General features: G+C 64.1%; 3 protein-coding genes (1 of these 3 only partly in view). All 3 read right to left on the bottom strand.

Features of this window, described 5'->3' with window-relative positions; translation table 11 throughout:
- Tightly spaced (each overlapping or abutting the next), the 3 genes in view from J3P76_RS08420 to J3P76_RS08410 form a layout consistent with a single transcriptional unit that may run on beyond the window.
- Positions 1-57: the 5' portion of a non-ribosomal peptide synthetase gene (locus tag J3P76_RS08420; protein ID WP_434701737.1), read on the bottom strand. The gene continues 3,156 nt to the left of window position 1, outside the view; the window shows 57 of its 3,213 coding nt (coding positions 1-57); its start codon is at positions 55-57; the stop codon falls past the left edge of the window.
- On the bottom strand, positions 54-13,616 hold the full coding sequence (locus J3P76_RS08415; protein WP_434701736.1) for a non-ribosomal peptide synthase/polyketide synthase: 13,563 nt from the start codon (positions 13,614-13,616) through the stop codon (positions 54-56). The genes J3P76_RS08420 and J3P76_RS08415 overlap by 4 nt, the downstream gene beginning before the upstream one ends.
- Positions 13,616-26,389, bottom strand: a complete 12,774-nt coding sequence (locus J3P76_RS08410; protein WP_434701735.1) for a non-ribosomal peptide synthase/polyketide synthase — start codon at positions 26,387-26,389, stop codon at positions 13,616-13,618. The genes J3P76_RS08415 and J3P76_RS08410 overlap by 1 nt, the downstream gene beginning before the upstream one ends.

Raw genomic sequence — 26,389 nt, 5'->3', positions numbered from 1 at the left:
CTGCTCGGGCGCCAGGGCGAAACCCGCGTCCTGCACGTCCATCATCACCTCGTTCATGCTCCGGTTTCCTCGGTACTGAATACGCCCCGGGCGGATTGCCCGACGGTCGCGGGCCGTTGCAGGCTGGCGTGGTCGTACATATCACCCATGGCGACCACGATCTTGCGTGGCCCTTCGAACGGGTCGCGGGCATGGGCCACCAGCATGTTGTCCAGCAGGATCACATCGCCTTTGCGCCAGTCGAAACGCACCGCGCAGGCTTCGTACAACTCACCGATACGCGCCATCACCTCGTCTTCGATCGGTGTGCCGTCGCCGTAGTAGACATGCCGGGGCATGCGGTCCAGGCCGTACATCGACAACAGGTCCTGGCGCACGTCCGGCTCCAGCCAATGGATGTGATGCAACTGCACTTGGTTGAAGAAAGATTTTTCCCCGGTGATCGGGTGCGTGATGATTGCCGGCCCTGGCGTACGGGTTTGCAATTCATCGTTATCGAGCCAACGCCACTGGATGCCGCCGGCCCGGCAACGGGCCTCCACTTCGCGGCGATCCTCGGTCTTGAAGAAGTGCTGCCACGACACGTCGAGTTTGTCGGTGAAGGTGCGTACGTAGAGCAGCCCCTTGTCCTCGAATTTTTCGCGCAGGTCCGCCGGCAGTTTTTCGTACATCAGGCGGCAGTCCACCACCGGGGTCGCGCCGCCCACGGGCGCCGCTTGCTCGCAATAGAACATCTGCTTGCGCGGCCAGCGATCCTGGTGGGAGCTCTCGTTGTGGAACAGGATCATCTTGCGTTCCGGGTATGGCGTGGAACGGTAGGTGTTCTTGCCGCCTTCCTTTTTCGGCAAATCGCCGTACTGGCCGTACAACCCCGGTTGAATCGCTTCGGCGAACGCTTCGAAACCCTGGATGCCGTCCAGCTCGAAACCACGGAAGAGGATGCCAGCGTGTTCGGCCAGCTTCTGCTCGATCAATGGCCGGTTTTGCCGGATCCACTCGATAACGTCGAGGTGCGGGTCGCCGGGCTCCAGCATCAATGGGAACCGCTGTGGCGCTGCCACCAGGGATTCACGCACCAGCGCCGGACGCGGCCGCGCGGCCGGTGTCGCCGATCGCTTGAGGAACTTGCCCAGTTTGTCGGCCTTGGGCCCCGGGACGTTGGCAGGCGTGGCGGATGTCGCCACGTTGTCGACTGGCATGCTGATAGCTCCCAATTGAATATCCTGATCAGCGACGATCTGTTCCAACAGGGTCGTCCAGGCCCCGATCAGGTACTGGACGCGCCCATGTCCGAACAAGCGTGTGGCGAACTGCCAATTACCGCGCAATTGCCCTTCTTCTTCGTCAACGAACAATGCCATGTCGAATTTAGAATGGTTCTGCAGCGCTGGCAGGAACTCCACGCTCAAGCCCGCCATGGAGCGCGTGCGCACCGGCACGTTGTTCATCACGAACAGCACCTGGAGCAACGGGTTCATGCCTTTGTGACGAGGCACGCCCGAGGCATCGACGATCTGGTCGAACGGCAAGTCCTGATGCTCCAGCGCGCCGAGCAAGTCGTCCTGGGTCTGGGCCAGGAACCGCGTGAACGTCATGCCCGCATCGAAGCGCGAGCGCAGCGGCAATACGTTGACGAAGAAGCCGATCAAGCGCTCCAGCTCCGGTTGCTCGCGCCCCGCCACGTCAGCGCCCACCACCAGATCCTGCGCGGCGCAGAGGCGATGCAACAACAGTTGGAACGAGGCCAGCAGCGTGCTGTACAGCGTGACGCCGGCTTCGCTCGATAGCCGCCGCAATGCCGCGCTGAGGTCGGCAGACAGTTCGAACTGCAACGCATCGCCCTCATACGACGAGGTCTGCCCACGAGGGTTGTCCAGCGGCAGGTCGAGACGCCCGTTGTAGCCATCGAGCCGTTGCTTCCAATAGTCGGCCTGGCGCGCCAGAACGCCTTGCTCTTCCAACGCCTGTTGCCAGAGGGCGAAGTCATGGTATTGGACCTCCAGCGGCGCCAGCGGCATCGGTTCATGGCGCGAAGCGGCTTCGTAGATCTGCACCAGTTCGTTGATCAACAGCCCCATCGACCAGCCATCGGAAATGATGTGGTGCATGGCGTACAACAACACGTGTTCGGTGGGGTTCAGGCGCAGGATTCGCCCACGCAGCAGCGGCGCCTGCTCCAAGTCGATCGGCGTGCGAGCATTATCCAGCGTCGCCTGGGCCACCTGTTCCAGCTGGGCACCGGGCGATAGATCGCAGAGATCGACCAGCGGGAAATCCAACCGGACTTCGTCGGCAATCAGCGCCAGCGGATCGCCTTCGTCGTCCTGGACGTACGCGGTGCGCAGTACGGCGTGACGGCGCGTCACTTCGGCAAAACTGCTCATCAGGCGTTCGACCGATAACTCGCCGCACAAGCGCAGGGCCATGGGCATGCCATACGCCGAAGTGCCACCGGACAGCTGCTCGGCGATCCACAACCGCCGTTGCACCAGCGACAGCGGAGCCGATTGCCTTGGCCCGTGGGCCTTGAGCCGGACCTTGCTGGAGTCGCCGGCGCGCACGCTTGCATCACCGGTCCCGCTCATCAGCGCCGCCAATGCGCTGAGGCGTGGATGATCGAACAGATCACGCAAGCTCAGCGGATAGCCCGTGAGTTTGCGCAGCCGAGAGATGGCCTGGGTCGCCAGCAATGAGTGACCGCCGCGCTCGAAGAAATGATCGTTGCGACCGACCTGGTCCACTTCCAGGACTTCGCGCCAGACGTCGGCGATCTGTTGCTCCAGTTCGCTTGCGGGTGGCGCGTAACCGTTTTGCATCGCCCCGGTTTCCACAGCCGGCAACGCCCTGCGGTCGAGTTTGCCGTTGGGGGTCAACGGCAGGTGATCGAGGAACAGCCAGTGCGCCGGGATCATGTAGTCGGGCAGATGTTCCTTGAGGCGGGCTTTGAGTGGATCGCGCAGGGTGTCGGCGTCCAGCGAGGCCACCACGTAGGCGACGAGTTGCTGCCCGCCCGGCCCTTCCTGGGCCAGCACCGCCACCTCCTTGACCTCGGGCTGTTGCAGCAGTCGTGCCTCGATTTCCCCCAGCTCGATACGGAACCCGCGGATCTTCACCTGATGGTCGATGCGGCCTTGGTATTCGAGCACGCCGTCGGCGCGGTAACGGCAGAGGTCGCCGGTGCGGTACAGGCGTTCGCCGGTGGTGGAGAACGGGTTGGGCACGTATTTTTCGGCGGTCATCGCCGCGCGGCCAAGGTAACCCCGGGTGATGCCCGCGCCGCTCAGGTACAGCTCAGCCGACACGCCCTGAGGGACCGGTTGCAGGTTGGCGTCGAACAGGTAGCTGGCGGTGTGCTTGAGTGGGCGACCGATATTGGCCGTGCCGCCTTGGGTGCGGCGGGTCCAGGTTGAATAGGTGGTGTCTTCCGATGGGCCATAAAGGTCATAGACATGCTCAATCCCCTGTGGGAGCGAGCCTGCTCGCGAAGGCGTCCTGTCAGTTTGCATCGGATTGCCTGACCCACCGCTTTCGCGAGCAGGCTCGCTCCCACAGGTTAGGGGTGTTGGGTAGAGGGCATCCACCAGGCTTTGCTTCAGCGGCTCACCGGCCAGGTTGATGATGCGCACGCTCTGCGGGATATCCCCACTGCGCTGCAACGCCGCGATGGCCGAGGGTACGGTGTTGATCAGGCGCACCTGGTCGCGGGCCGGCAGGTGCGGCAGTTCCAGGGCATTGCGAGCGATGATCAGCGAACCGCCGTTGGCGAGGGTCACGAACAGCTCCCACACCGACAGGTCGAAACACACCGAGGTCGAGGCCAGCACGCCTTGGATGTCGTCGCGGCTGTAGACGGTTTTCGACCAGTCGATCAGCGCCAGAACGTTGCGGTGGGCGATGGCCACGCCTTTAGGTTTGCCGGTGGAGCCGGAGGTGTAGATGACGTAGGCGAGGTTGTCCGCTGAAACGTGAGTAACCGGTGCGCTCAATGGATAACGTGAAAGGTCGAGTTGATCGAGGATCAATACTCGGGTTCCAGTCGGCGCCGTCAAAGCCACAGCCTGCTCGGTCAACAGCACCTTCGCCCGACTGTCGTCGAGCATGTAGGCCACGCGTTCGGCCGGGTAATCCGGGTCAAGCGGCACATACGCGCCGCCAGCCTTGAGCACCGCCAGCAAGGCGATCAGCAGTTGCTCGGAGCGCGGCATCGCCACGCCCACGCGCACTTCCGGGCCGACGCCCAGCTCGATCAGTTTATGGGCCAGACGATTGGCGCGGCCGTCGAGTTCGCTGTAGCTCAGGCGAATATCATTGAACGTCACCGCCAAGGCGTCCGGGGTGTTTTCCGCTTGGCGGGCAATCAATTGATGGATGCATAGGTCTTGCTCGAACGGCGCATCCACCGGATTCCAGTCATGGATCAGGCGCTGGTGTTCATCGAATTCCAGCATCGACAGCTCACCCAACGGGCGCTCGCCATTAGCCGTCATCTGTCCGAGCAACTGAGCCAAATGCCCCGCCAACCGCTCCACGGTAACCGCCGAGAAACTCGCCCGCTGATAACTCATATGCACCGACAACTGCCGCTCCAGCCCCACCAACAGCGTCAACGGATAGTTGGTCTGCTCCTGAGTGATCGGCGAACCAAAACGCAAACCGTCCGGTGCGCCCTGCTCCAGGGCCTCGGCGATCGGGTAGTTCTCGAACACCAGCAAACTGTCGAACAACGCGTCGCCGCCCTGCCCGGCCCAGCGCTGGATGTCCAGCAACGCGGTGTGCTCGAACTCGCGCAAGGCGAGGTTCTGCGCTTGCACCGCTTGCAGCCAGCTGTCCAAAGACTGCTCGGCCCGAGGGCTGGCGATCACCGGCAAGGTGTTGATGAACAAACCGATCTGCTGCTCGATGCCAGGCAGGTCCGCCGGACGACCGGCCACCGTCGCACCGAAGGCAACCGTTTCCCGACCGGTGTAGCGCTGCAACAGCAGCAACCACGCCGCCTGCACAAGCGTGTTCACCGTGACTTTCGAGGCACGCGCGAAGGCTTCCAGGCGACGGGTCAGGGCTTCGTCCAGCACCTGCACATGATCGCCATAACCAACACCAGCGTCCGTGGGTTTGGCCACCGCGTCAGCCAGCCGCGTCGGCGCCTCCAGGCGTTGCAGCAAAGGTTTCCAGAACGCTTCGCTGACCGCCGCGTCCTGGCATTGCAGCCAGGCGATGTAGTCCCGATAACGACCGCCCGATACGGCAACGGACTGCCCGCTGTAGCGTTGCAGCACTTCGCCGAGCAACTGCGAGTTGCTCCAGCCGTCCATGAGGATGTGATGGCAGGTGTAGATCAGGTGATAACGATCGTCCGCCACGCGCACGACCACCAACCGCAACAACGGCGCCGCGTCCAGGGCAAACCCTTGTTGGCGCTGGGCCGTTGCGAGGTTTTCCAGACAGTGAGCCAGGTCAGCATTTGCGCGCCCGTCCTCAAGCTGCAACACAACGTCGACGCGCTTGTACACCACCTGCAATGCATGTTTGAAATCGCCGTCCCAGACAAACCCGCTGCGCAGCACGTCATGGGTATCCGTGGCCGCCTGCCAGGCCAGGCGGAAGCGTTCGACGTCCAGCCCTTGGACCTCCACGCGCATCTGGTTGATGTAGTGGCCGGCCTGTTGCTCGTACAGCGTGTGAAACAGCATGCCCTGCTGCATCGGCGATAGCGGATAAAGGTCCTCCACCTCTCGCGCCACCAGCGGCAACGCGTCCAATTGCGCCTGGTTCAGCCCGGCGAGGGGGAAGTCCGACGGCGTGAAGCCGTGGCGTTCGGTCTGGCAACAGTGGTCGATCAGCGCCCGCAATTCCCGAGCGTAATCCTCTGCCAGCGCCTGGATCGTCGCTTCGTCGAACATCTGCGTGCTGAAGCTCCAATCGATGCTCAACTCACCGGCATAGACGCTGCCATTGAGAGTCAACCAATTATCCAGCGGTGCCAACGGACTTTGCGCCGCGCCCGCCGATTCGCTGGCCGGGACAAACAGCCCATTGGCCGCTTCGTTGAAGCCGCTGTCGAACTGCCCCAAGTAATTGAAGGTGATGCGCGGCACCGGCAGTGCCGCGAGGGCACGACGCGTCGGTTCATCGCCCAGATAACGCAGCACGCCGAAGCCAAGCCCTTTGTCGGGGATCGCCCGCAGTTGCTCCTTGATCGCCTTGATCGAGCCTTCGGCGGTCGCCGTCGGGGTCAGACGCACCGGGAACAGGCTGGTGAGCCAACCCACGCTGCGGCTCAGGTCCACATCATCGAAGAGGGCTTCGCGGCCATGGCCTTCCAACTGGATCAAGGTCGACGCCTGGGAAGTCCAGCGGCCGATCACCCGGGCCAGCGCCGTCAATAGCAGGTCGTTGACCTGGGTGCGATAGGCCGCGGGGGCTTGCTGCAACAATCGTCGTGTCAGTGCTTTGTCCAGCCGCGTCTGGACTTGCGTCCCATGACACCTACGCAAATCACCGTGGGGGTAGTCGCAAGGCAGGTCGGGGCGAGCGCCGTCCAGTTGCGCCTGCCAGTAAGCGACTTGGCCTTGCAACGCCGCACTGCTGGCATGGGCCTGCAACCGTTGCGCCCAAGTCTGTGCAGACGTGGTCTTGGCCGGTAACGTCGGCATCTGGCCGGCCTGCAATTGGTCGTATGCCTGTTGCAAATCTTCCAGCAGCACCCGCCAGGACACGCCGTCCACCACCAGGTGATGAATCACCAATAACAACCGTTGGCTGCCATCGGCCAGGGTCGCCAGGACACCGCGCAGCAGCGCGCCACTGCCCAGTTCAAGACTGCGCTGAGCGTGTTCGGCCAGGCGTTCGAGGGCCGGCGCGTCGGGAACCTCGGCGGCCCACAACAGCGGCGAGCGTTGCCACAACGCACGTTGATCGGCCAGGGTGTTATGGCGAGCGATCCAGGCGCCATCCTCATGGGTGAAGGCCAGGCGCAACGCATCGTGATGTTCGACCACGGCCTGCAACGCCTGCTCCAGATGCCCGGCGTGCACCGGCCGCACGCCTTTGAGCAGTACCGACTGGTTCCAGTGATGGGGCTCGGCCATGGCCTGCTCGAAAAACAACTGCTGGAACGGCAGCAGCAGCGCCTCGCCTGTCACCGGGCCCTGGTCGATGACCGGCCCGCCGTCTCCCGTTGTCGCCACGCCGGCCAAACCCTGGATGGTCTGGTGCAGGAACAGGTCCTTGGGGCTCAAATGAAGGCCGGCCTGCCGGGCCCGGCTCACCACCTGAATGGAGATGATCGAATCGCCGCCCAGTTCGAAGAAATTGTCGGTCACACCCACGCGCTCGCGTCCAAGCACGCTTTGCCAGATATCGACCAGCGTCTGCTGCTGCGCCGTCATGGCTGCGATGTAGGCCTGGGGATGGGCGCTCGGCTCGGCCTTGGGCAGTGCCTTGCGCTCGAGCTTGCCGTTGGGGCTGACCGGCATTTTTTCCAGCCACACCCAGTGTTGCGGCACCATGTAGTCGGGCAAGGATTGGCTCAGATGTTCCCTGAGGCGTGCTTGCAGCGCCTGGCGAACGGCGCCATCGGCGGCGAGCAGCTCGGCGCGCGCCGGCACCAGATAAGCCACCAGCAGCGTGCCGTCCTGGGCCAGGACCACGGTTTCGCGCACGGCATCGTGTTCGGCCAGGCGCGCTTCGATTTCACCCAACTCGATGCGCAGGCCACGGATCTTCACTTGATGGTCGATCCGCCCGGCGTATTCGATCACGCCGTCGGGGCGATAGCGCGCCAGATCGCCGGTCCGATACAAGCGCTGACCATGGCCGAACGGCCCGGTGACGAAGCGCTCGGCGGTCAACGCCGCGCGTCGGTGGTAACCCCGCGCCAGCCCTTCGCCCGCCAGATACAACTCGCCGGTCACCCCCACCGGAACCGGCGACAATTCATCGTCGAGAATGTAGGTGCCGAGGTTGGCGATCGGTTGGCCGATGGGCACGCTGTCGCGGCCCTCCTCGACACAGGTCCAGTGAGTGACGTCGATGGCCGCCTCGGTCGGGCCGTAGAGGTTGTACAGGTTGGCGTTCGGCAATTTGGCGAACACCTGCTGCTGGGCATCCACCGGCAGCGCTTCGCCGCTGCAGACGATCCGCTTCAAACCGCTGCATTCGGCCACGCGCGGGTCCTGCATAAACGCCTGGAGCATTGACGGCACGAAGTGCAGCGTGGTGATGCCATGGGCCGTGATCAAGTCGATCAACTGCGCCGGGTCACGGTGGGCGCCCGGCGCGGCCACCACCAGCGTCGAACCGGTCAGCAGCGGCCAGAAAAACTCCCACACCGACACGTCGAAACTGAACGGTGTCTTTTGCAGCACGCTGTCCGAGGCATCGAGGCCATAGGCCTGTTGCATCCAGCACAGCCGGTTGACCAGGGCACTATGGCGATTGCCTGCGCCCTTGGGCTTGCCGGTGGAACCAGAGGTGTAGATGACGTAGGCCAGGTTTTCGCCATGGACTTCGATATCGGGATTGCCGTCGCGGCTGGCGTACAAGCCGTCATCGGGCGAGTCCAGCACCAGGCTGCGCAGCCCGTCCGGGATCGGCAAGGCATCCAGCAGGTGTTGCTGGGTCAGCAGCAAGCCGATGCCGCTGTCTTCGAACATGTAGGCCAGGCGATCGCGCGGATATTCGGGGTCCAGGGGCACGTAGGCGCCGCCGGCCTTGAGGATCGCCAACAGCCCCAGCACCATCTCCACGGAACGCTCCACGGCGATGCCCACCAGCACGTCGGGGCCGACGCCCTGGTCGATCAACCGATGGGCCAAACGGTTGGCCCGGGCGTTGAGTTCACGGTAGCTCAGGCGCTGCTCGCCGAAGACCAGCGCAGGCGCGTCCGGGGTCCGGCGCACTTGCTCCTCGATCAGGCTTTGCACGCTGCGGTCGAGCGGGTAATGCTGCGCCGTCGCGTTCCAGTCGCTGAGCATGTGCCGGCGCTCGTCCTCATCCAACAGCGCCCACTGCACCACCGGGCGATGCAGGTCTTGCACCAGCTCGTGCAACAGGTTGAGCCAATGCCGGGCCATGCGCTCGATGGTCGCCGGCTCGAACAGATCCGTCGCATAGGTCAGGGCCGCGTGCAAGCCCTGCGGGCCCTCGACCGTGTCCAGGCTCAGGTCGAACTGCGCGGTACGCTGCGTCCAGCCCAGGGGCTCGACGCAAAGGTCCGGCAAGGCATTGGCGAACGCCGAATCGGTTTCGTTGCGGTGGTTGAACATCGCCTGGAACAACGGGCTGTGGCTGAGGTTGCGCTGCGGCTGCAAAGCATCCACCAGTTGCTCGAAAGGCATGTCCTGGTGCATCTGCGCGGCCAGGGCCGTCTGCTTGAGCTGCTGCAACAGAGCGGCGCCGGTCAGCCCATTGTGAAACTCGCTGCGCAGGACCTGAGTGTTGACGAAGAAACCAATCAGTCGCTCGGTTTCCAGTCGTTGACGGTTGGCGATCGGCACGCCGACGCGGATGTCGGCCTGGCCGCTGTAGCGGTGCAGCAGCGCCTGGAAAGAGCCGAGCAACAGCACGAACAGCGTGACGTTTTCCCGTCGGGCCAGGGCCTTGAGGTTCGCGCTCAAGGCAGCGTCCAGCCTGATCGGCAGGCGTGCGCCGCGCAGGCTTTGCTGCGCCGGGCGCGGACGGTCGGTGGGCAGTTCCAACAGCGGTTGCTCACCGCCCAGTTGCCCGGACCAATAGGCCAATTGGCGATCCCGCTCACCGGCCGCCATCCACTGCCGCTGCCAGACGGCGTAGTCGGCGTATTGCATCGCCAATGGCGGCAGATGCGCTTGCTGGCCTTGGACGAACGCCGAATACAGGCTCATCAGGTCATCGACCATCACCTGCAAGGACCAGCCATCGGAGACGATGTGATGCAGCGTCAGCACCAGGATGTGATCCTGCTCATCCACCTCCAGCAGTGCCACGCGCAGCAATGAATCAGTCAACAGATCGAAGGGGCGCTGTGTCTGCTGTTCGACAAAGGCCTGGATCTCATCCTCTTCCAGGCGCTGCTCGACGAAGTCGACCTCACCCTGTTCGCGAATGACTTGGCAGGTGCGGCCATCCTCTTCGGCGAATACGGTGCGCAAACTTTCGTGACGCGCCACCAGCGCGGCGAAACTCTCGCGCAGCGCATCCTTGTCCAGCGTGCCGCGCATCCGCAGGGCCGTGGGGATGTTGTAGGCGGCGCTGTCCGGGTCCATTTTCCACAGGAACCATTGGCGTTCCTGGGCAAACGACAGCGGCAGTGGCGCATCGCGAGGCACCGGCACCATTGCCGGGGCCTGTTCGCCTGGCGTGGCCTCGAAGGCTGCGACAAACGCCTGCAAGGTGCTGTGTTCGAACAGGCTGCGCAGCGGCACCTCGATGCCCAGCACCCGACGGATTCGCGAGACCACTTGGGTCACTAGCAGCGAATGCCCGCCCAATTCGAAGAAGTTGTCCTCCAGGCCCGCGCGCTCAAGCTTGAGCACGTCCTGCCAGATCGCCGCGACTTGTTGCTCGACCTCACTGCGAGGCGCCACGTAGGCCTGTTGCAGATCGCTGGCGTCGGGCGCCGGCAAGGCCTTGCGATCGATCTTGCCATTGGGTGTCAGTGGCAATCGGGCCAGGAACAACAGGTGCGCCGGGACCATGTAGTCCGGCAACTGCGCCTTGAGGGCTGCCTTGAGCGCGACGCGCAACGGCGCATCGGGCTCCGGCACCGCGCCGCTGGCAGGCACGACGTAGCCCACCAGTTGCGCACCGGTCGGGCCCTCGTGGGCGACCACCACGGTTTCGCGCACGCTGTCCTGGGCCAGCAGCGCGGCTTCGATTTCCCCGAGTTCGATGCGCAGGCCGCGGATCTTCACCTGATGGTCGATGCGGCCGAGGTATTCGACCACGCCTTCGGGGCGATAGCGGGTCAGGTCGCCGGTGCGGTACAGCCGTTCGCCGGCGGTGGAAAACGGGTCCGGTACGAAGCGTTCGGCGGTCAGCCCCGGGCGCTGGAAATAACCACGGGCAAGGCCGGCGCCGCCGATCAGCAGCTCACCCGGCGCGCCGGGCGGATTGAGGGTCAGGTCGCCGCCGACGATGTACAGCGCGGTATTGTCCAGCGGCTGGCCAAGGAACGGCCGGTCGCGCTCGGGGCTCAATGGATGCGCGGCCGACCAGATGGTGGTTTCGGTAGGGCCATAGAGGTTCCAGAGCTTTGGCGAAAGCGCCAGCAGTCGCTGCGCCAGTTCCTGGGGCAAGGCTTCGCCGCCGCACAGGAATGTCCGGCCGGCGAGCACCGATGCCCGCTCATGGTCGAGCAGCATGCGCCAGCTCGACGGCGTGGCTTGCAGCACGCTGATGTCGTGATGCTCGACCAGCGCCAGCACCGCTTGCGGATCCTGATGCACGTTCTGCCCGGTCAGGACGATGCTGGCCCCGCCGCAGAGCGGCCCGTAGATTTCCAGGCCGAAAATATCGAAGGAGAAGGTCGTCAGCGACAACATGCGATCGCTGGCCGCGAGCCCCGGCTGGGCGATCATGCTGGTGATGAAATTGCTCAGCGCACCATGGCGCACCATCACGCCCTTGGGCTTGCCGGTGGAGCCGGAGGTGTAGATGACGTAGGCCAGGTGCTCGCCGGTCGGCGATACGGCCGGGCAGGTTTTCGGAGCCTCTTGCAGCGCGGCGTCCCGCTGATCGAGCAGCAGGGTCCGGAGCGTCGACGGGATCGGCAATCGCGCCTGCAAACGGGCCTGGGTCAGCAGCAACCCGATGCCGCTGTCTTCGATCATGTAGGCCAGGCGATCCTCGGGATACGCCGGGTCCAGCGGTACGTAGGCGCCGCCGGCCTTGAGGATCGCCAGCAGGCCGACAATCATCTCAATGCTGCGCTCCACCGCGATGCCCACCAGCTCGCCAGGGGACACGCCCAGATCAATCAAGCGGTGGGCCAGTTGATTGGCGCGGGCGTCCAATTGCCGGTAGCTCAGGGATGGTCCGTCCACGGTCAGTGCCAGTGCGTCGGGGTTCTGCTGCGCCTGTTCAGCGATGCGCTGGTGCACGCACACGGCTCCGGCGCCGTGGTCGGCGACGCGCAGCCATTGCTGTTGCGTGAATCGCTGTTGCGCCGGGTCGAGCAGCGGCAGTTCGCCGACCCGCTGGCGGGGTGCATCGACAATGCCTTGCAGCAGGTTTTGCCAATGCGCGGCCAGGCGCTCGATGGTCTGCGGTTCGAAGAGGTCGGTGGCGTAGGTCAGCTCCGCAACGATGCCCTGCTCGGTTTCGTAGGTACCGAGGGTCAAGTCGAACTGGGCGGTGCGCCCTTCCCACGTCAGGTCCTCGACGCGCAGTTGCGGCAGGTGCGTCTGCCGGCGACCCTTAGCATCGGCGTTCTGGTGGTTGAACATCACCTGGAAGATCGGGCTGTGGCTGAGGCTGCGCTCTGGTTGCAACGCCTCGATCAGTTGCTCGAAAGGCAAATCCTGATGGGCCTGGGCCGCCATGGCCGCTTGCTTGACCTGGGCGAGCAAGCCGTCGAATGGCTGCTGCCCATCGACGTGGGCGTTAAGCACCTGGGTATTGACGAAAAAGCCGATCAGCCCTTCGGTCTCGACCCGGTTGCGGTTCGCCGTCGGCACGCCGACGCGGATCTGCGGCTGGCCGCTGTAGCGGTGCAGCAACGCCTGGAACGAGGCGAGCAAAACCATGAACAGGCTGGCGCCTTCTCGCTGGGCCAGTTGTTTCAGCGAGGCAGCCAGCTCCGGCGCCAGTGTCAAATCCAGCCGCGCGCCACGAAGGCTTTGCACCGGGGGACGCGGATGATCGAACGGCAGCTCCAGCACCGGTTGCTCGTCGCCCAGGGTCTGCACCCAATAGGCCAACTGGCGCTCACGCTCGCCGGCTTCCAGCCAATGGCGCTGCCAGATGGCGTAGTCGGCGTATTGCACCGGCAGCTCCGGCAATACAAGCGGCTGGCCGTCTGTGTCGGCGGCGTAACAGCGCACCAGTTCGTCTACCAACACGCGCATCGACCAGCCATCGGCAATGATGTGATGCTGGATCAGCACCAGCACGTGGTCGTCCTCGGCGACTTTCAACAGCGAAACCCGCAGCAACGGCCCCTGGCGCAAATCGAACGGACGCGCGGTTTCGCCTTCGACGTATGCCTTGATGCGCGCGTCCTCGCTGATCGGTGAACCAGCAGGCAGCGCCTCGACAGCGATGCTCAGGGGCATCTGCCGGTGGATAACCTGAACGGCTTGCTCGCCGTGCTCGCTGAACGTGGTGCGCAAGCTTTCGTGGCGCTCGACCAAAGCGTTGAAGCTGCGTTCCAGCGCCGGCACGTCCAATCGACCTTTGAGGCGCAGGGCGCTGGGGATGTGATAGGCCGAACTGTGCGGCTCCATTTGCCAGAGGAACCACTGACGCTCCTGGGCGTAGGACAGCGGGATATGCTCGAACCCGGAACGCACCTCGGGGATCGGCAGGTTGGCCGGCGAGACGCCCTCTTCCAGCATCTTCTCAAGGTACAGCCTGCGTTTGTCCAGCGGCAGAGTGATAAAGCGCTTGGCGACCCTCAAAGCAACACTCTTGTCCATCAGACTTCCTCCATTTCATCAAGCAGGGCGTCCAGCTTGTTCAGTTTCTCTTCATTGATTGGCCCGTTCGTGCTGTCGAGTCGGGCGACGAAATCCTGCAGGACGGGGTGCTGGAACAGCAGTTGCGGGGTCAGGCTCAACCCCAGTTCGAGGGTCATGCGCGAGACGGCGGTGACCGCCAGCAGCGAGTGGCCGCCCAACTCGAAGAAGTGATCGTTCAGGCCCACGCGCTCGACGGTGAGCACCTGGGCCCAGATCGCCGCGACTTGCTGTTCCAGTTTGCTGATCGGTGCTTGGTATGCGTTTTGCGATCGCCGGGCCTCGATGCCCGGCAACGCCTTGCGGTCGAGTTTGCCGTTGGGGGTCAACGGCAGGTGATCGAGGAACAGCCAGTGCGCCGGGATCATGTAGTCGGGCAGATGTTCCTTGAGGCGGGCTTTGAGTGGATCGCGCAGGGTGTCGGCATCCGCCGAAGCCACCACATAGGCCACCAACTGCTGCCCGCCCGGCCCTTCCTGGGCCAGCACCGCCACCTCCTTGACCTCGGGCTGTTGCAGCAGTCGCGCCTCGATTTCCCCCTGCTCGATACGGAAGCCGCGGATCTTCACCTGATGGTCGATGCGGCCCTGGTATTCGAGCACGCCGTTGTCGCGATAACGGCACAGGTCGCCGGTGCGGTAGAGGCGTTCGCCGGTGGTGGAGAACGGGTTGGGCACGTATTTTTCGGCGGTCATCGCCGCGCGGCCAAGGTAACCCCGGGTGATGCCCGCGCCACTCAGGTACAGCTCAGCGGACACGCCTTGGGGGACCGGTTGCAGGTTGGCGTCCAACAGGTAGCTGGCGGTGTGCTTGAGTGGGCGACCGATATTGGCCGTGCCGCCCTGGGTGCGGCGGGTCCAGGTTGAGTAAGTCGTGTCTTCCGATGGGCCATAAAGGTCATAGACATGCTCAATCCCCTGTGGGAGCGAGCCTGCTCGCGAAGGCGTCCTGTCAGTTTGCATCGGATTGCCTGACCCACCGCTTTCGCGAGCAGGCTCGCTCCCACAGGTTAGGGGTGTGGGGTAGAGGGCATCCACCAGGCTTTGCTTCAGCGGCTCACCGGCCAGGTTGATGATGCCATGGACATGCTCCCCCCCTTGTGGGAGCGAGCCTGCTCGCGAAGGCGTCCTGTCAGTTTGCATCGGATTGCCTGACCCACCGCTTTCGCGAGCAGGCTCGCTCCCACAGGTTAGGGGTGTGGGGTAGAGGGCATCCACCAGGCTCTGCTTCAGCGGTTCACCGGCCAGGTTGATGATGCCATGGACATGCTCCCCCCCTTGTGGGAGCGAGCCTGCTCGCGAAGGCGTCCTGTCAGTTTGCATCGGGTTGCCTGACCCACCGCTTTCGCGAGCAGGCTCGCTCCCACAGGTTAGGGGTGTGGGGTAGAGGGCATCCACCAGGCTTTGCTTCAGCGGCTCACCGGCCAGGTTGATGATGCGCACGCTCTGCGGGATATCCCCACTGCGCTGCAACGCCGCGATGGCCGAGGGTACGGTGTTGATCAGGCGCACCTGGTCGCGGGCCGGCAGGTGCGGCAGTTCCAGGGCATTGCGAGCGATGATCAGCGAACCGCCGTTGGCCAGGGTCACGAACAGCTCCCACACCGACAGGTCGAAACACACCGAGGTCGAGGCCAGCACGCCTTGGATGTCGTCGCGGCTGTAGACGGTTTTCGACCAGTCGATCAGCGCCAGAACGTTGCGGTGGGCGATGGCCACGCCTTTAGGTTTGCCGGTGGAACCGGAGGTGTAGATGACGTAGGCGAGGTTGTCTGGTGTGACCGCTGTGTCCGGTGTTTTTAAGGGATATGAGGTCAATTCAACCCGATCCAGCATCAGCACTTCGGTTCCAGCCGGAACGGTCAACGTCAAAGCCACAGCCTGCTCGGTCAACAGCACCTTCGCCCGACTGTCGTCGAGCATGTAGGCCACGCGCTCGGCCGGGTAATCCGGGTCAAGCGGCACATACGCGCCGCCAGCCTTGAGCACCGCCAGCAAGGCGATCAGCAGTTGCTCGGAGCGCGGCATCGCCACGCCCACGCGCACTTCCGGGCCGACGCCCAGCTCGATCAGTTTATGGGCCAGACGATTGGCGCGGCCGTCGAGTTCGCTGTAGCTCAGGCGAATATCATTGAACGTCACCGCCAAGGCGTCCGGGGTGTTTTCCGCTTGGCGGGCAATCAATTGATGGATGCATAGGTCTTGCTCGAACGGCGCATCCACCGGATTCCAGTCATGGATCAGGCGCTGGTGTTCATCGAATTCCAGCATCGACAGCTCACCCAACGGGCGCTCGCCATTAGCCGTCATCTGTCCGAGCAACTGAGCCAAATGCCCCGCCAACCGCTCCACGGTAACCGCCGAGAAACTCGCCCGCTGATAACTCATATGCACCGACAACTGCCGCTCCAGCCCCACCAACAGCGTCAACGGATAGTTGGTCTGCTCCTGAGTGATCGGCGAACCAAAGCGCAAACCGTCCGGTGCGCCCTGCTCCAGGGCCTCGGCGATCGGGTAGTTCTCGAACACCAACAAACTGTCGAACAACGCGTCGCCGCCCTGCCCGGCCCAGCGCTGGATGTCCAGCAACGCGGTGTGCTCGAACTCGCGCAAGGCGAGGTTCTGCGCTTGCACCGCTTGCAGCCAGCTGTCCAAAGACTGCTCGGCCCGAGGGCTGGCGATCACCGGCAAGGTGTTGATGAACAAACCGATCTGCTGCTCGATGCCAGGCAGGTCCGCTGGGCGACCGGCCACCGTCGCACCGAAGGCAACCGTTTCTCGACCGGTGTAGCGCTGCAACAGCAGCAACCACGCCGCCTGCACAAGCGTGTTCACCGTGACTTTCGAGGCACGCGCGAAGGCTTCCAGGCGGCGGGTCAGCGCTTCGTCCAGCACCTGCACATGATCGCCATAACCAACCCCAGCGTCCGTTGGTTTGGCCACCGAGTCGGCCAGCCGCGTCGGCGCCTCCAGGCGTTGCAGCAAAGGTTTCCAGAACGCTTCGCTGAGCGCCGCGTCCTGGCGTTGCAGCCAGGCGATGTAGTCCCGATAACGACCGCCCGATACGGCAACGGATTGCCCGCTGTAGCGTTGCAGCACTTCGCCAAGCAACTGCGAGTTGCTCCAGCCGTCCATGAGGATGTGATGGTGGCTGTAGATCAGGTGATAACGCTGCTCGTCGAGACGCACGATCATCAGCCGCATCAGGGCCGGCGCACTCAAGTGAAGTTGCTGGCGTTCGGCATCGGCCAGGGCCCGCAGGGTCTGGTCAGGCGATAACTCACCGCGCAGATCCTGCACGTTGTAAGGCAGTTGCAGGTACTTGCTGACCACTTGCACCGGCGCCGGCAAATCACCCTGCCAGACAAACCGCGTGCGCAGGATGTCATGGGCATCCACCGCCGCTTGCCAGGCCTGGCGGAAGCGTTCCGGGTCCAGCCCTTCGACGTCCAGGCGCAGTTGGTTGATGTAGTCGCCGCTCGCGTCGCCATACACACCATGGAACAGCATGCCTTGTTGCATCGGTGACAACGGATACAGGTCGACGATCTGCGCTGGAGGCAGCGCCAGTCCGTCCAGTTGCTGCTGGTTCAGGCTCGCCAGCGGGAAGTCCGACGGCGTCACGCCGCTGTGCTCGCCCCGGCAGCAATGCTCGATCAGCCGCTGCAGTTCCATCCCATAATCGTCGGCCAGCGCCTGGATGGTGGACTCGTTGAACTGCTCGCGGCTGAAGGTCCAGCCCAGGTCCAGTTCGCCGCCGAACACCTGGCCGTTCAAGGCCAGCGCATTGGACAGCGGTGCTTCGGCGTCCAGCTCATCGCCGGCGGCTTCGTCGGCCAGCACGAACAAAGCGCCGTCGGCTTCGTTGAAGCTGGCGTCGAACTGGCCCAGGTAGTTGAAGGTCAGGCTGGGCGTCGGCAGCCCGGCCAGGATCGCCCGCGTCGCGTCATCCGCCAGATGGGCCAGGGCGCCGAAACCGAGGCCCTTGTCGGGCATCGCCCGCAGTTGTTCCTTGATCTGCTTGAGGCAATCGCCCAAGTCCGCCCGAGGCGTGAGCCGCGCCGGGTACAGGCTGGTGAACCAGCCGACGGTGCGAGTCAGATCGACGTCGTCGAACAAGGCTTCGCGGCCATGGCCTTCAAGCTGGATCAGCGCACTGTCGCTGCCGGTCCAGCGCACCATCACCCGCGCCAGCGCGGTGAGCAGCAGGTCGTTGACCTGGGTGCGATAAGCCTTGGGCGCGTCTTGCAGCAGTTGCCGGGTCAGCGTGGCGTCGAGTCGTGTGCGCACCGTCACGGCCAGGCGGTTCTGCTGGCCGCCCGCCGGGTTATCCATCGGCAACGAGGCATCGACGTCTTCGAGCTGGGCTTGCCAGAACGCCAGTTCCTGCGCCAGCCGGTTGCTGCCGGCATGCGCTTGCAGGCGCTCGGCCCAGGCCTGCGCGGAGGTGGTCTTCAGCGGCAGTCGCAGCGCCGCACCGCTGGACAACTGACGATAGGCGGTTTGCAGGTCCTCGAACAGGATTCGCCACGACACGCCGTCGATCACCAAGTGGTGCACCGCCAGCAACAACCGCTGGGTACCATCGCCCAGCGTCGCCAGGACTGCCCGCAGCAACGGCCCATCTTGCAGGTCCAGGCTGCGTTGGGCCTCATTGGCGATGCCTTGCAAGGCCTGCGCATCAGGTGCGTCCACAGTCCAGAGCAGGTCTTGGCATTGAATGTCGGCGAGACGGTAAACCGCCCTCCAGCCTTCGGCCTGCTCGGTGAAGCTCAAGCGCAGGCCATCATGATGCTCTAACAACGCATTCAAAGCCTGGTTCAAAACCGATGCATCCAGGCGTTCGGTCGCCTTGAGCATCACCGCCTGGTTCCAGTGATGACGCTGCGGTATCGCCTGTTCGAAGAACACCCGCTGCACCGGCAACAGCGCCAGTTCACCGGTCACCGGACCCTGATCGATGACTTGGGCGGCTTCACCCTGGCGAACCACGGTGGCGAGTGTTTCCAGGGTCTGGTGCTGGAACAGGTCCTTGGGCGTGAAGTGCATACCGGCCTGGCGGGCGCGGCTGACCAACTGGATCGAGACGATGGAATCGCCGCCCAGTTCGAAGAAATTATCCCGCAGGCCCACGCGTTCAAGCTTGAGCACGTCCTGCCAGATCGCCGCCAGTTGCTGTTCCAGCGCAGTGCGCGGCGCCAGGTAGGCGTGTTGCGATTGGCTGGCGTCGGGCTTGGGCAGGTTCTTGCGGTCGAGCTTGCCGTTGGGGGTCAGCGGCAGGCATTCGAGCAGCAGCAGATAGGCCGGAATCATGTGCGCCGGCAACGTCGCCTTGAGCTGCTCACGCAAGTGCTCGGCGAAGTCTTCACGGGCAGGTTCTGCCGCCACCACATAGGCGACCAGACGCTTGCCGCTGCCGGCGGTGCCTTCCTGGGCCACGACCACCGCTTCGCGCACGCCATCGAGGGCTTGCAGACTGGCTTCGATTTCACCGAGTTCGATGCGGAAACCACGGATCTTCACTTGGTTGTCGATGCGGTCCAGGTAATCGAAAGTGCCGTCGGCGCGCTGGCGCACCAGGTCTCCGGTGCGATACAGCAAGCCGCCGGCGCTGAACGGGTCGGCGACAAAACGCTCGGCGGTCAGCCCCGGTCGGTTCAGGTAACCGCGAGCCAATCCCGTGCCGCCCAGATACAGCTCACCGGCCATGCCTTGGGGCAACAGGTTAAGGTCGGCATCGAGCACGTAGGCACTGCGGTCGCCGATGCGGCTGCCGATGGGCGCGTAGGCAGCGCCACAACACGCCTCGCGACCGGCCTTCCAGATCAGCGGCGTGACCACCGTTTCGGTCGGACCGTAACCGTTGATGATGTACTCAGGACGCAAGGCGCGCTTGACCCGCTCGAAACTGGCGTTGGGCACCGCGTCGCCGCCGAAGCAATAGATGCGCACCTTCGGCGGGTTGCCTTCACGCTCGGCGTGCTCGGCCAGTTGTTGCAGGTACACCGGCGGGAACGCCACCACCGTCACACCGTGCTCGTGCATGGCGTTGTAGGTTTGCTCCGGGGTCCAAAGGCTGTCGTCGCGAATCAGCAGCGACGCACCGTGGGTCAGGCTGGTGAGCCAGCGCTCGTGGGCGCCGTCGAACGCGAACGACATGAAATGGAATTCGCAATCGCTGTCGCGCATTTCATAACGCTCGCCAATGGCCTGGCAGTGCATCGCCAGCGGACCGTGGGCCACGCTGACACCCTTGGGGTTGCCAGTGGAACCGGAGGTGTAGATCACGTAGGCCAGGTTGTGCGGGTCGAGTTGGACGTCGGGCGCGCTGGTCGGCAGTTCGCGCAGATCGATACGGTCCAGCTCCAGCAACGGCAACGACTCATCCACGGGCAACTGGGCCGATACCGAGGAATCGCTGACCAGCAGCGCCAACCCGGCGTCCTTCATCAAATAAGCCAGGCGTTCGCGGGGATAGCTCACGTCCAACGGCACGTAGGCAGCGCCGGCCTTGAGCACCGCCAACAGCGTGACGATCACCTCTTCGCTGCGCGGCAGGGCCACGCCGACTCGGGTTTCCGGGCCGACGCCGCGGCTGATCAAGGTGTGGGCCAGTTGGTTCGCGCGCCGATCGATCTCGCCGTAGCTGACGTGTCGGTCGTTGAAAATCACCGCCGTGCGTTGCGGGCCCTCGGCGGCCAGCGCGGCGATGCGCTGGTGCACGGGGATGTTTACCGGGTACGGCTGCGGGTGGTTGTCGGCACGTTGGCGCGCATGTTCGGCACCGCTGGCCAGGGCGATTTCACCCAGATTGCGTCCGGCGTCCTGGCTGAATTGCTCAAGCAGATGCAGCAGATGAGTGCCGATGTGATCAATCATCTCGTCGGCGAACTGCCGACGCTCGTAACTGAAGTGCAGCGCCAATTGTTCGCCGAGGGTAACCGCCACGCTCAGGGCGTAATGCGTCTGCTCACGGTTGGCAACGTCGCCGAATGTGACATCGCTGGCAGTGCCTTGCTGCAAAGCCTGGGCAATCGGATAGTTTTCGAATACCAAGAGGTTGTCGAACAGCGCCTCGCCGCCCTGCCCGGCCCAACGCTGGATGTCCGCCAGCGACGTGTGCTCGAACTCCCGCAGGCTCAGGTTCTGGTCCTGCACCGTTTGCAGCCACTGGCCGACCGTCTGGTCCGGACGCGGGCTGCCGATGACCGGCAAGGTGTTGATGAACAGGCCGACCTGCTGCTCGATCCCCGGCAGATCCGCCGGGCGACCGGCAACCGTCGCGCCAAACGTCACGGTCGGGTGCCCGGTATAGCGTTGCAGCAACAGCAGCCAAGCCGCTTGCACCAGCGTGTTTAGGGTGATTTTCTGCTGGCGGGCAAACGACTCCAGTGCCTGGGTGCGCGGCATGTCGAGGATCAGGAAATGATCGCCGTGACCGCTCTCGCCGCTGTCCGAGGCCGCGCGGGCGAGTCGGGTCGGCTCTTGCAACGGGGCCAGCTGTGCGCTCCAGAAATCCTGGCTGAGCTGGCCGTCCTGGCGTTGCAGCCAAGCGATGTAGTCGCGATAACGCCCAACAGTGCTGGCCGGGGCGCGGCCGTTGTAGCGCTGCATCACCTCGCCGAGCAACTGCGAGTTGCTCCAGCCATCCATCAGGATGTGGTGATGGGTGTAGATCAAATGCCATTGCGCCGCTCCGGTCTGCACCAGCACCAGGCGCAACAGCGGCGCCTGGCTCAAGTCGAAACCTTGGGCACGCTCGGCCTCGGCTAACGCGGCGAGGGCGTGGGCCGGGTCGGCATGCTCGCGCCAGTCCAGCACCGTGAACGGCAACTGCACCTGCTTGTGAACGATCTGCAGCGGTTGCGGCCATTCACCTTCCCAGACGAAGCCGCTGCGCAAAATATCCTGCGCCGCGACAGTGGCCTGCCACGCCGCACGGAAGCGCTCGGCATCCAGGCCTTGCACGTCCACCCGCAATTGATTGACGTATTCGCCAGCCGCCTGCTCGTACAACGTGTGGAACAACAAGCCCTGCTGCATCGGCGACAGCGGATAGACATCATCCAACTGACCGGCCGCCACTGGCAGATGATCGAGTTGCGATTGGGTGATCCGCGCCAGCGGAAAGTCCGACGGCGTGGCTTGCGGTTCCGCCAGGTTGACGCAATGGTCGATCAGCGCCTTGAGCTCGACGGCGTATTGATCGGCCAGTTGCTGCACGGTCGTGCTGTCGAACATGTCACGGCTGAAGCCCCAGCTCATCGCCAGCTCGCCGCCATGCACCTGCCCTTCCACCGTCAGCCAGTTGGCCAGCGGTGCCGTCGGGTCCTGGGCGACGCCACTGCCTTCGCCGGACGGCAGGAACAGCGCCGCCTCATCGAACTGGCGGTCGAACTGGCCGAGGTAATTGAAAGTGATGCGCGCAGGCGCCAGATCCGTCCATTGAGCTTGCACCGACGTCGCTGCCAGATGACGCAGCACGCCGTAGCCCAGGCCCTTGTCCGGGACGCTGCGCAGTTGCTCCTTGATGGTCTTGATCGAGCCGCCGATGTCCTCGGTGGCTGTCAGCTTGACCGGGAACAGACTGGTCAGCCAACCCACCGTGCGGGTCAGGTCGATGTCATCGAAAAGGTCTTCGCGGCCATGACCTTCGAGCTCGATCAATGTGCTTGGCTGCCCGCTCCAACGGCTGATGGTGCGAGTCAGCGCGGTGAGTAGCAGGTCGTTGACCTGGGTGCGATAGGCAGCGGGCGCCTGTTGCAGCAGTTGCCGGGTCAGTTCGGCCTCCAGGCGCCATTGGATTTTCTCGCCGTGGATGTTTTGCAAGCTGCCCTGCGGGCGTTCGCATGGCAGGTCCCACGCGGCCTCGTGCTGGTTTTTCCAATAGGCCGACTGGTCATCGAAGCGCGATGCTTCGGCCCTCAGACGCGCCGTCCAACTCTGGAAGGCGCTGGTCTTGGCCGGCAACGTAACGCCGCCACCGGCCGCCAGTTGCTCGTAGGCCTGCTGCAAATCTTCCAGCAGCACGCGCCATGACACGCCGTCCACCACCAAGTGATGGATAACCAGCGCCAGGCGCTGGCTGCCGTCGGCCAGGTTCACCAGCATGGCGCGCACCAGTGGCCCGTCTTGCAGGTCCAGGCTGCGCTGCGCCTCGTCGCACAGCGCATTCAGGTGCTCGATGGATCGGGCATCGCGTTGCCACAGGTCGGCGCTTTGCAAAAACGCGGCATGGCTCTGCCGCCAACCGTCGGCGTCTTCGACGAAGCGCAGGCGCAAGGCGTCGTGGTGGTTGATGACGCAGGTCAGCGCCGCGTCGAGCCATTGTGCATTCATCGGTTCGCGTGGGGTCAGCAACAGCGATTGGTTCCAGTGTTCGCGGGCCTGCATCGCCTGGGCGAAAAACTGCTGCTGGATCGGCCCGAGCATGGCATCGCCAGTGACCGGACCTTGGTCCAGGGCGCTGTGGTTGTCGTGGCGGGCGACCAGCGCCAGGCTGCGCACGGTCTGGTACTGGAACAGGTCGCGGGGATGAATATGCACACCAACCTGTCGTGCGCGGCTCACCACTTGGATGGAAATGATCGAATCGCCGCCCAGTTCGAAGAAGTTGTCTTCGAGACCGACGCGCTCAACGCCAAGCACGCTCTGCCAGATTTCAGCCAAGACGGTTTGCAGTGCATCTTGCGGGGCGATGAATGTTTGCCGGGGCGCGGCGTCGGGTTGTGGCAAGGCCTTGCGATCGAGCTTACCGTTGGCGGTCACGGGCAGGCCGGCCAATGGCATCAGGTAGGTCGGCACCATGTATTCCGGCAGGCCGACGAGCAGCCAGGCCTTGAGGTCCTGTTGCCACTGCTCGTGCGGGTCGCCGTTTTCCAGCACCAGGTAGCCCACCAGATGCTTGCCGTCCTGCACCAGTACCACGGCCTCGCGCACCAGTGGATGTTGCAGGAGACGGGCTTCGATTTCCCCCAGTTCGATGCGCAGGCCGCGCAGCTTGACCTGATGATCGAGACGGCCAAGGTATTCGATCACACCGTCGGCGCGCTGGCGCACGCGGTCGCCGGTGCGGTACAGGCGCGCGCCGTCATGGAACGGGCACGGCACGAAACGCTCGGCGGTCAGCGTCGGACGCTGGTGATAACTGCGCGCCAGCCCCGCCCCGCCCAGGTACAACTCGCCCGCCACGCCCCACGGAACCGGCGACAGATCGGCGTCGAGCACATGGGTACGCAGGTTGGCGATGGGCTGGCCGATCGGTACGCAATCGGCGCCCTCATCTACGCAAGTCCAATGGGTCACGTCGATGGCCGCTTCGGTCGGGCCGTACAGGTTGTAGAGCGCTGCGTCCGGTAGTTTGGCGAAGACCTGCTGCTGCGCATCCAGCGGCAAGGCTTCACCACTGCAGACGATACGCTTCAAGCTTTCGCAGGATTCCACGCCAGGTTCATGGATGAAGGCCTGCAGCATCGACGGCACGAAGTGCAGCGTGCTGATGCGATGACGGTTGATGCTATCGATCAGTTGCCGCGGATCACGATGGGCACCGGGCGCGGCAATCACCAAGCGTGCTCCGGTCATCAGCGGCCAGAAGAACTCCCACACCGACACGTCGAAACTGAACGGGGTTTTCTGCAACACCGCGTCGCTGCCATCCAGGCGATACGCCTGTTGCATCCAGCACAAGCGATTGACCAGTGCCGCATGGCTGTTGCCCGCGCCCTTGGGTTTGCCGGTGGAACCAGAGGTGTAGATCACGTAAGCCAAGTTCAGCGGGTCGACCGCGACGTCGGGTCGACTGTCGCTGTAACCGTCGAGCCAACCGTCCGGTTGGTCGAGCGCGATGACCTCGATCCCCTCGGTCAGCAGCTCCGCCGACAGCGCGCGCTGGGTCAGCAGCAAGCCGATGCCGCTGTCCTCGATCATGTAGGCCAGGCGATCCTGCGGATATTCCGGATCCAGCGGCACGTAGGCGCCGCCGGCCTTGTGGATCGCCAGCAGGCCAAGCACCATCTCAACCGAACGCTCGATGCAGATGCCCACCAAGCTGTCCGCTCGTACACCGCGTCCGCGCAGCAGATGGGCCAGACGGTTGGTGCGGGCATCGAGCTGGGCATAGGTCAGGCTCTGGTCGCCAAACATCAGCGCCTGAGCGTGCGGAGTGCGCGCCACCTGGGCTTCGATCAACTGATGCATGCACAGTTCGGTCGGGTAGCGTTGGGCCGTGGCGTTCCAGTCATAAACCAGAGTGGCGTGCTCGTCGGCATCAAGCAGCGCCAGCTCCCCGACACGCCGGGACGGATCGGCAATCATCGCCGCGAGCAATCGCAGCCAATGCCGCGCCATGCGCGCGACGGTCGGCGCCTCGAACAGGTCCTCGGAATAAGTCAGCGCGGCGCGCAACGTGCCTGCTTTTTCGTAAGTGTCCAGGGTCAAGTCGAATTGGGTGGTGCGGGTCTGCCACTCGATCATGTCCAGTTCCAGCCCGGACGCCGTTCGGATCGTGGTGACATCCGCCACTTGGGGCTGATGGTTGTACATCACCTGGAACAGCGGCGTATGGCTGAGGCTGCGCTCCAATTTCAATGCCTCGACCAGGCGCTCGAAAGGCAGGTCCTGGTGGGCCTGGGCACCGAGCGCGGTCTCCTTGACCCGGCGCAGCAACTCGTCGACCCGGATCTGGCCATCCAATTCGGTGCGCAGCACCTGGGTGTTGACGAAGAAACCGATCAGGCCTTCGATTTCGTCGCGGTTGCGGTTGGCAATCGGCACGCCCACGCGGATGTCGGACTGGCCGCTGTAGCGATGCAACAGCACGTTGAACGCGCCGAGCAGCAGCATGAACAGCGTGACGCCCTGCTGCTGGGCCGTGCTGCGCAGTTGCTCCGCCAACCCCGGCTCGATGGCGAATTCATAACGGCTGCCGCGATAGCTTGGCATGGCCGGGCGCGAATGGTCGGTGGGCAATTCCAGCACCGGATGCTCATCACCCAGCTGGGCCTGCCAGTACGCCAGTTGTCGGCCCTGCTCACCGGCCTCCAGCCAACGGCGCTGCCACAGCGCGTAGTCGCTGTACTGGATCGGCAAATCGGCCAGTTGCGGCGGCACGCCGGCTTCGTGGGCGTCGTAGCAGCGGATGAACTCTTCGATCAGCACGTTCATCGACCAGCCATCGGAGACGATGTGGTGCAGGGTCAACAGCAGTACGTGCTCCTGCGCATCGATCTTGAGCAACTCGACCCGCAGCAAGGGGCCGCTGGACAGGTCGAAGGGCCGCATCGATTGTGCTTGCGCAGCCTGGCGCACCGCTTGCTCGCGATTGCCTGCCGGCAAGCCGCTGAGGTCCTGATGCTCGATCAGCAGCGGCGCATCGGTCGCCACTTGCAAGAGGCTGTCGTCGGCCTGGCGCCGGAACACCGTGCGCAGGGTTTCATGACGCGCCACCAAACTGGCAAAAGCCTGCTCCAGCGACGACAGACTCAACGCGCCCTTGAGCCGCACCGCCCCGGGCAGGTTGTAGGCGCCGCTGTCGGGATCCAACTGCCAGAGAAACCACATGCGCTGCTGGGCATAGGACAGGGCCTGGCGATCCTCGGCTTCGACGCCCTGGGGAATGGGAAAGCTGCTGAAATCCACGCCCTCCTTGTCCAGCGCCGCCAGGAACATCTGGCGCTTGTCCAAAGGCAACCCGATAAACCGGCGAGCAAGTTTCAAGGCGTTTTCAGCATTCAT

This window comes from Pseudomonas sp. D1-36 (genome assembly GCF_051132205.1).
Taxonomy (GTDB): Bacteria; Pseudomonadota; Gammaproteobacteria; order Pseudomonadales; family Pseudomonadaceae; genus Aquipseudomonas.
Note: the sequence above shows the minus strand (reverse complement) of the source record. Positions and strands in the feature narration are given on the sequence as shown.

Bases quoted from the DNA above. Each gene is read 5' to 3' on its own strand.
- J3P76_RS08410 (WP_434701735.1), bottom strand. From the start codon at position 26,389: ATGAATGCTGAAAACGCCTTGAAACTTGCTCGCCGGTTTATCGGGTTG.
- J3P76_RS08415 (WP_434701736.1), bottom strand. From the start codon at position 13,616: ATGGACAAGAGTGTTGCTTTGAGGGTCGCCAAGCGCTTTATCACTCTG.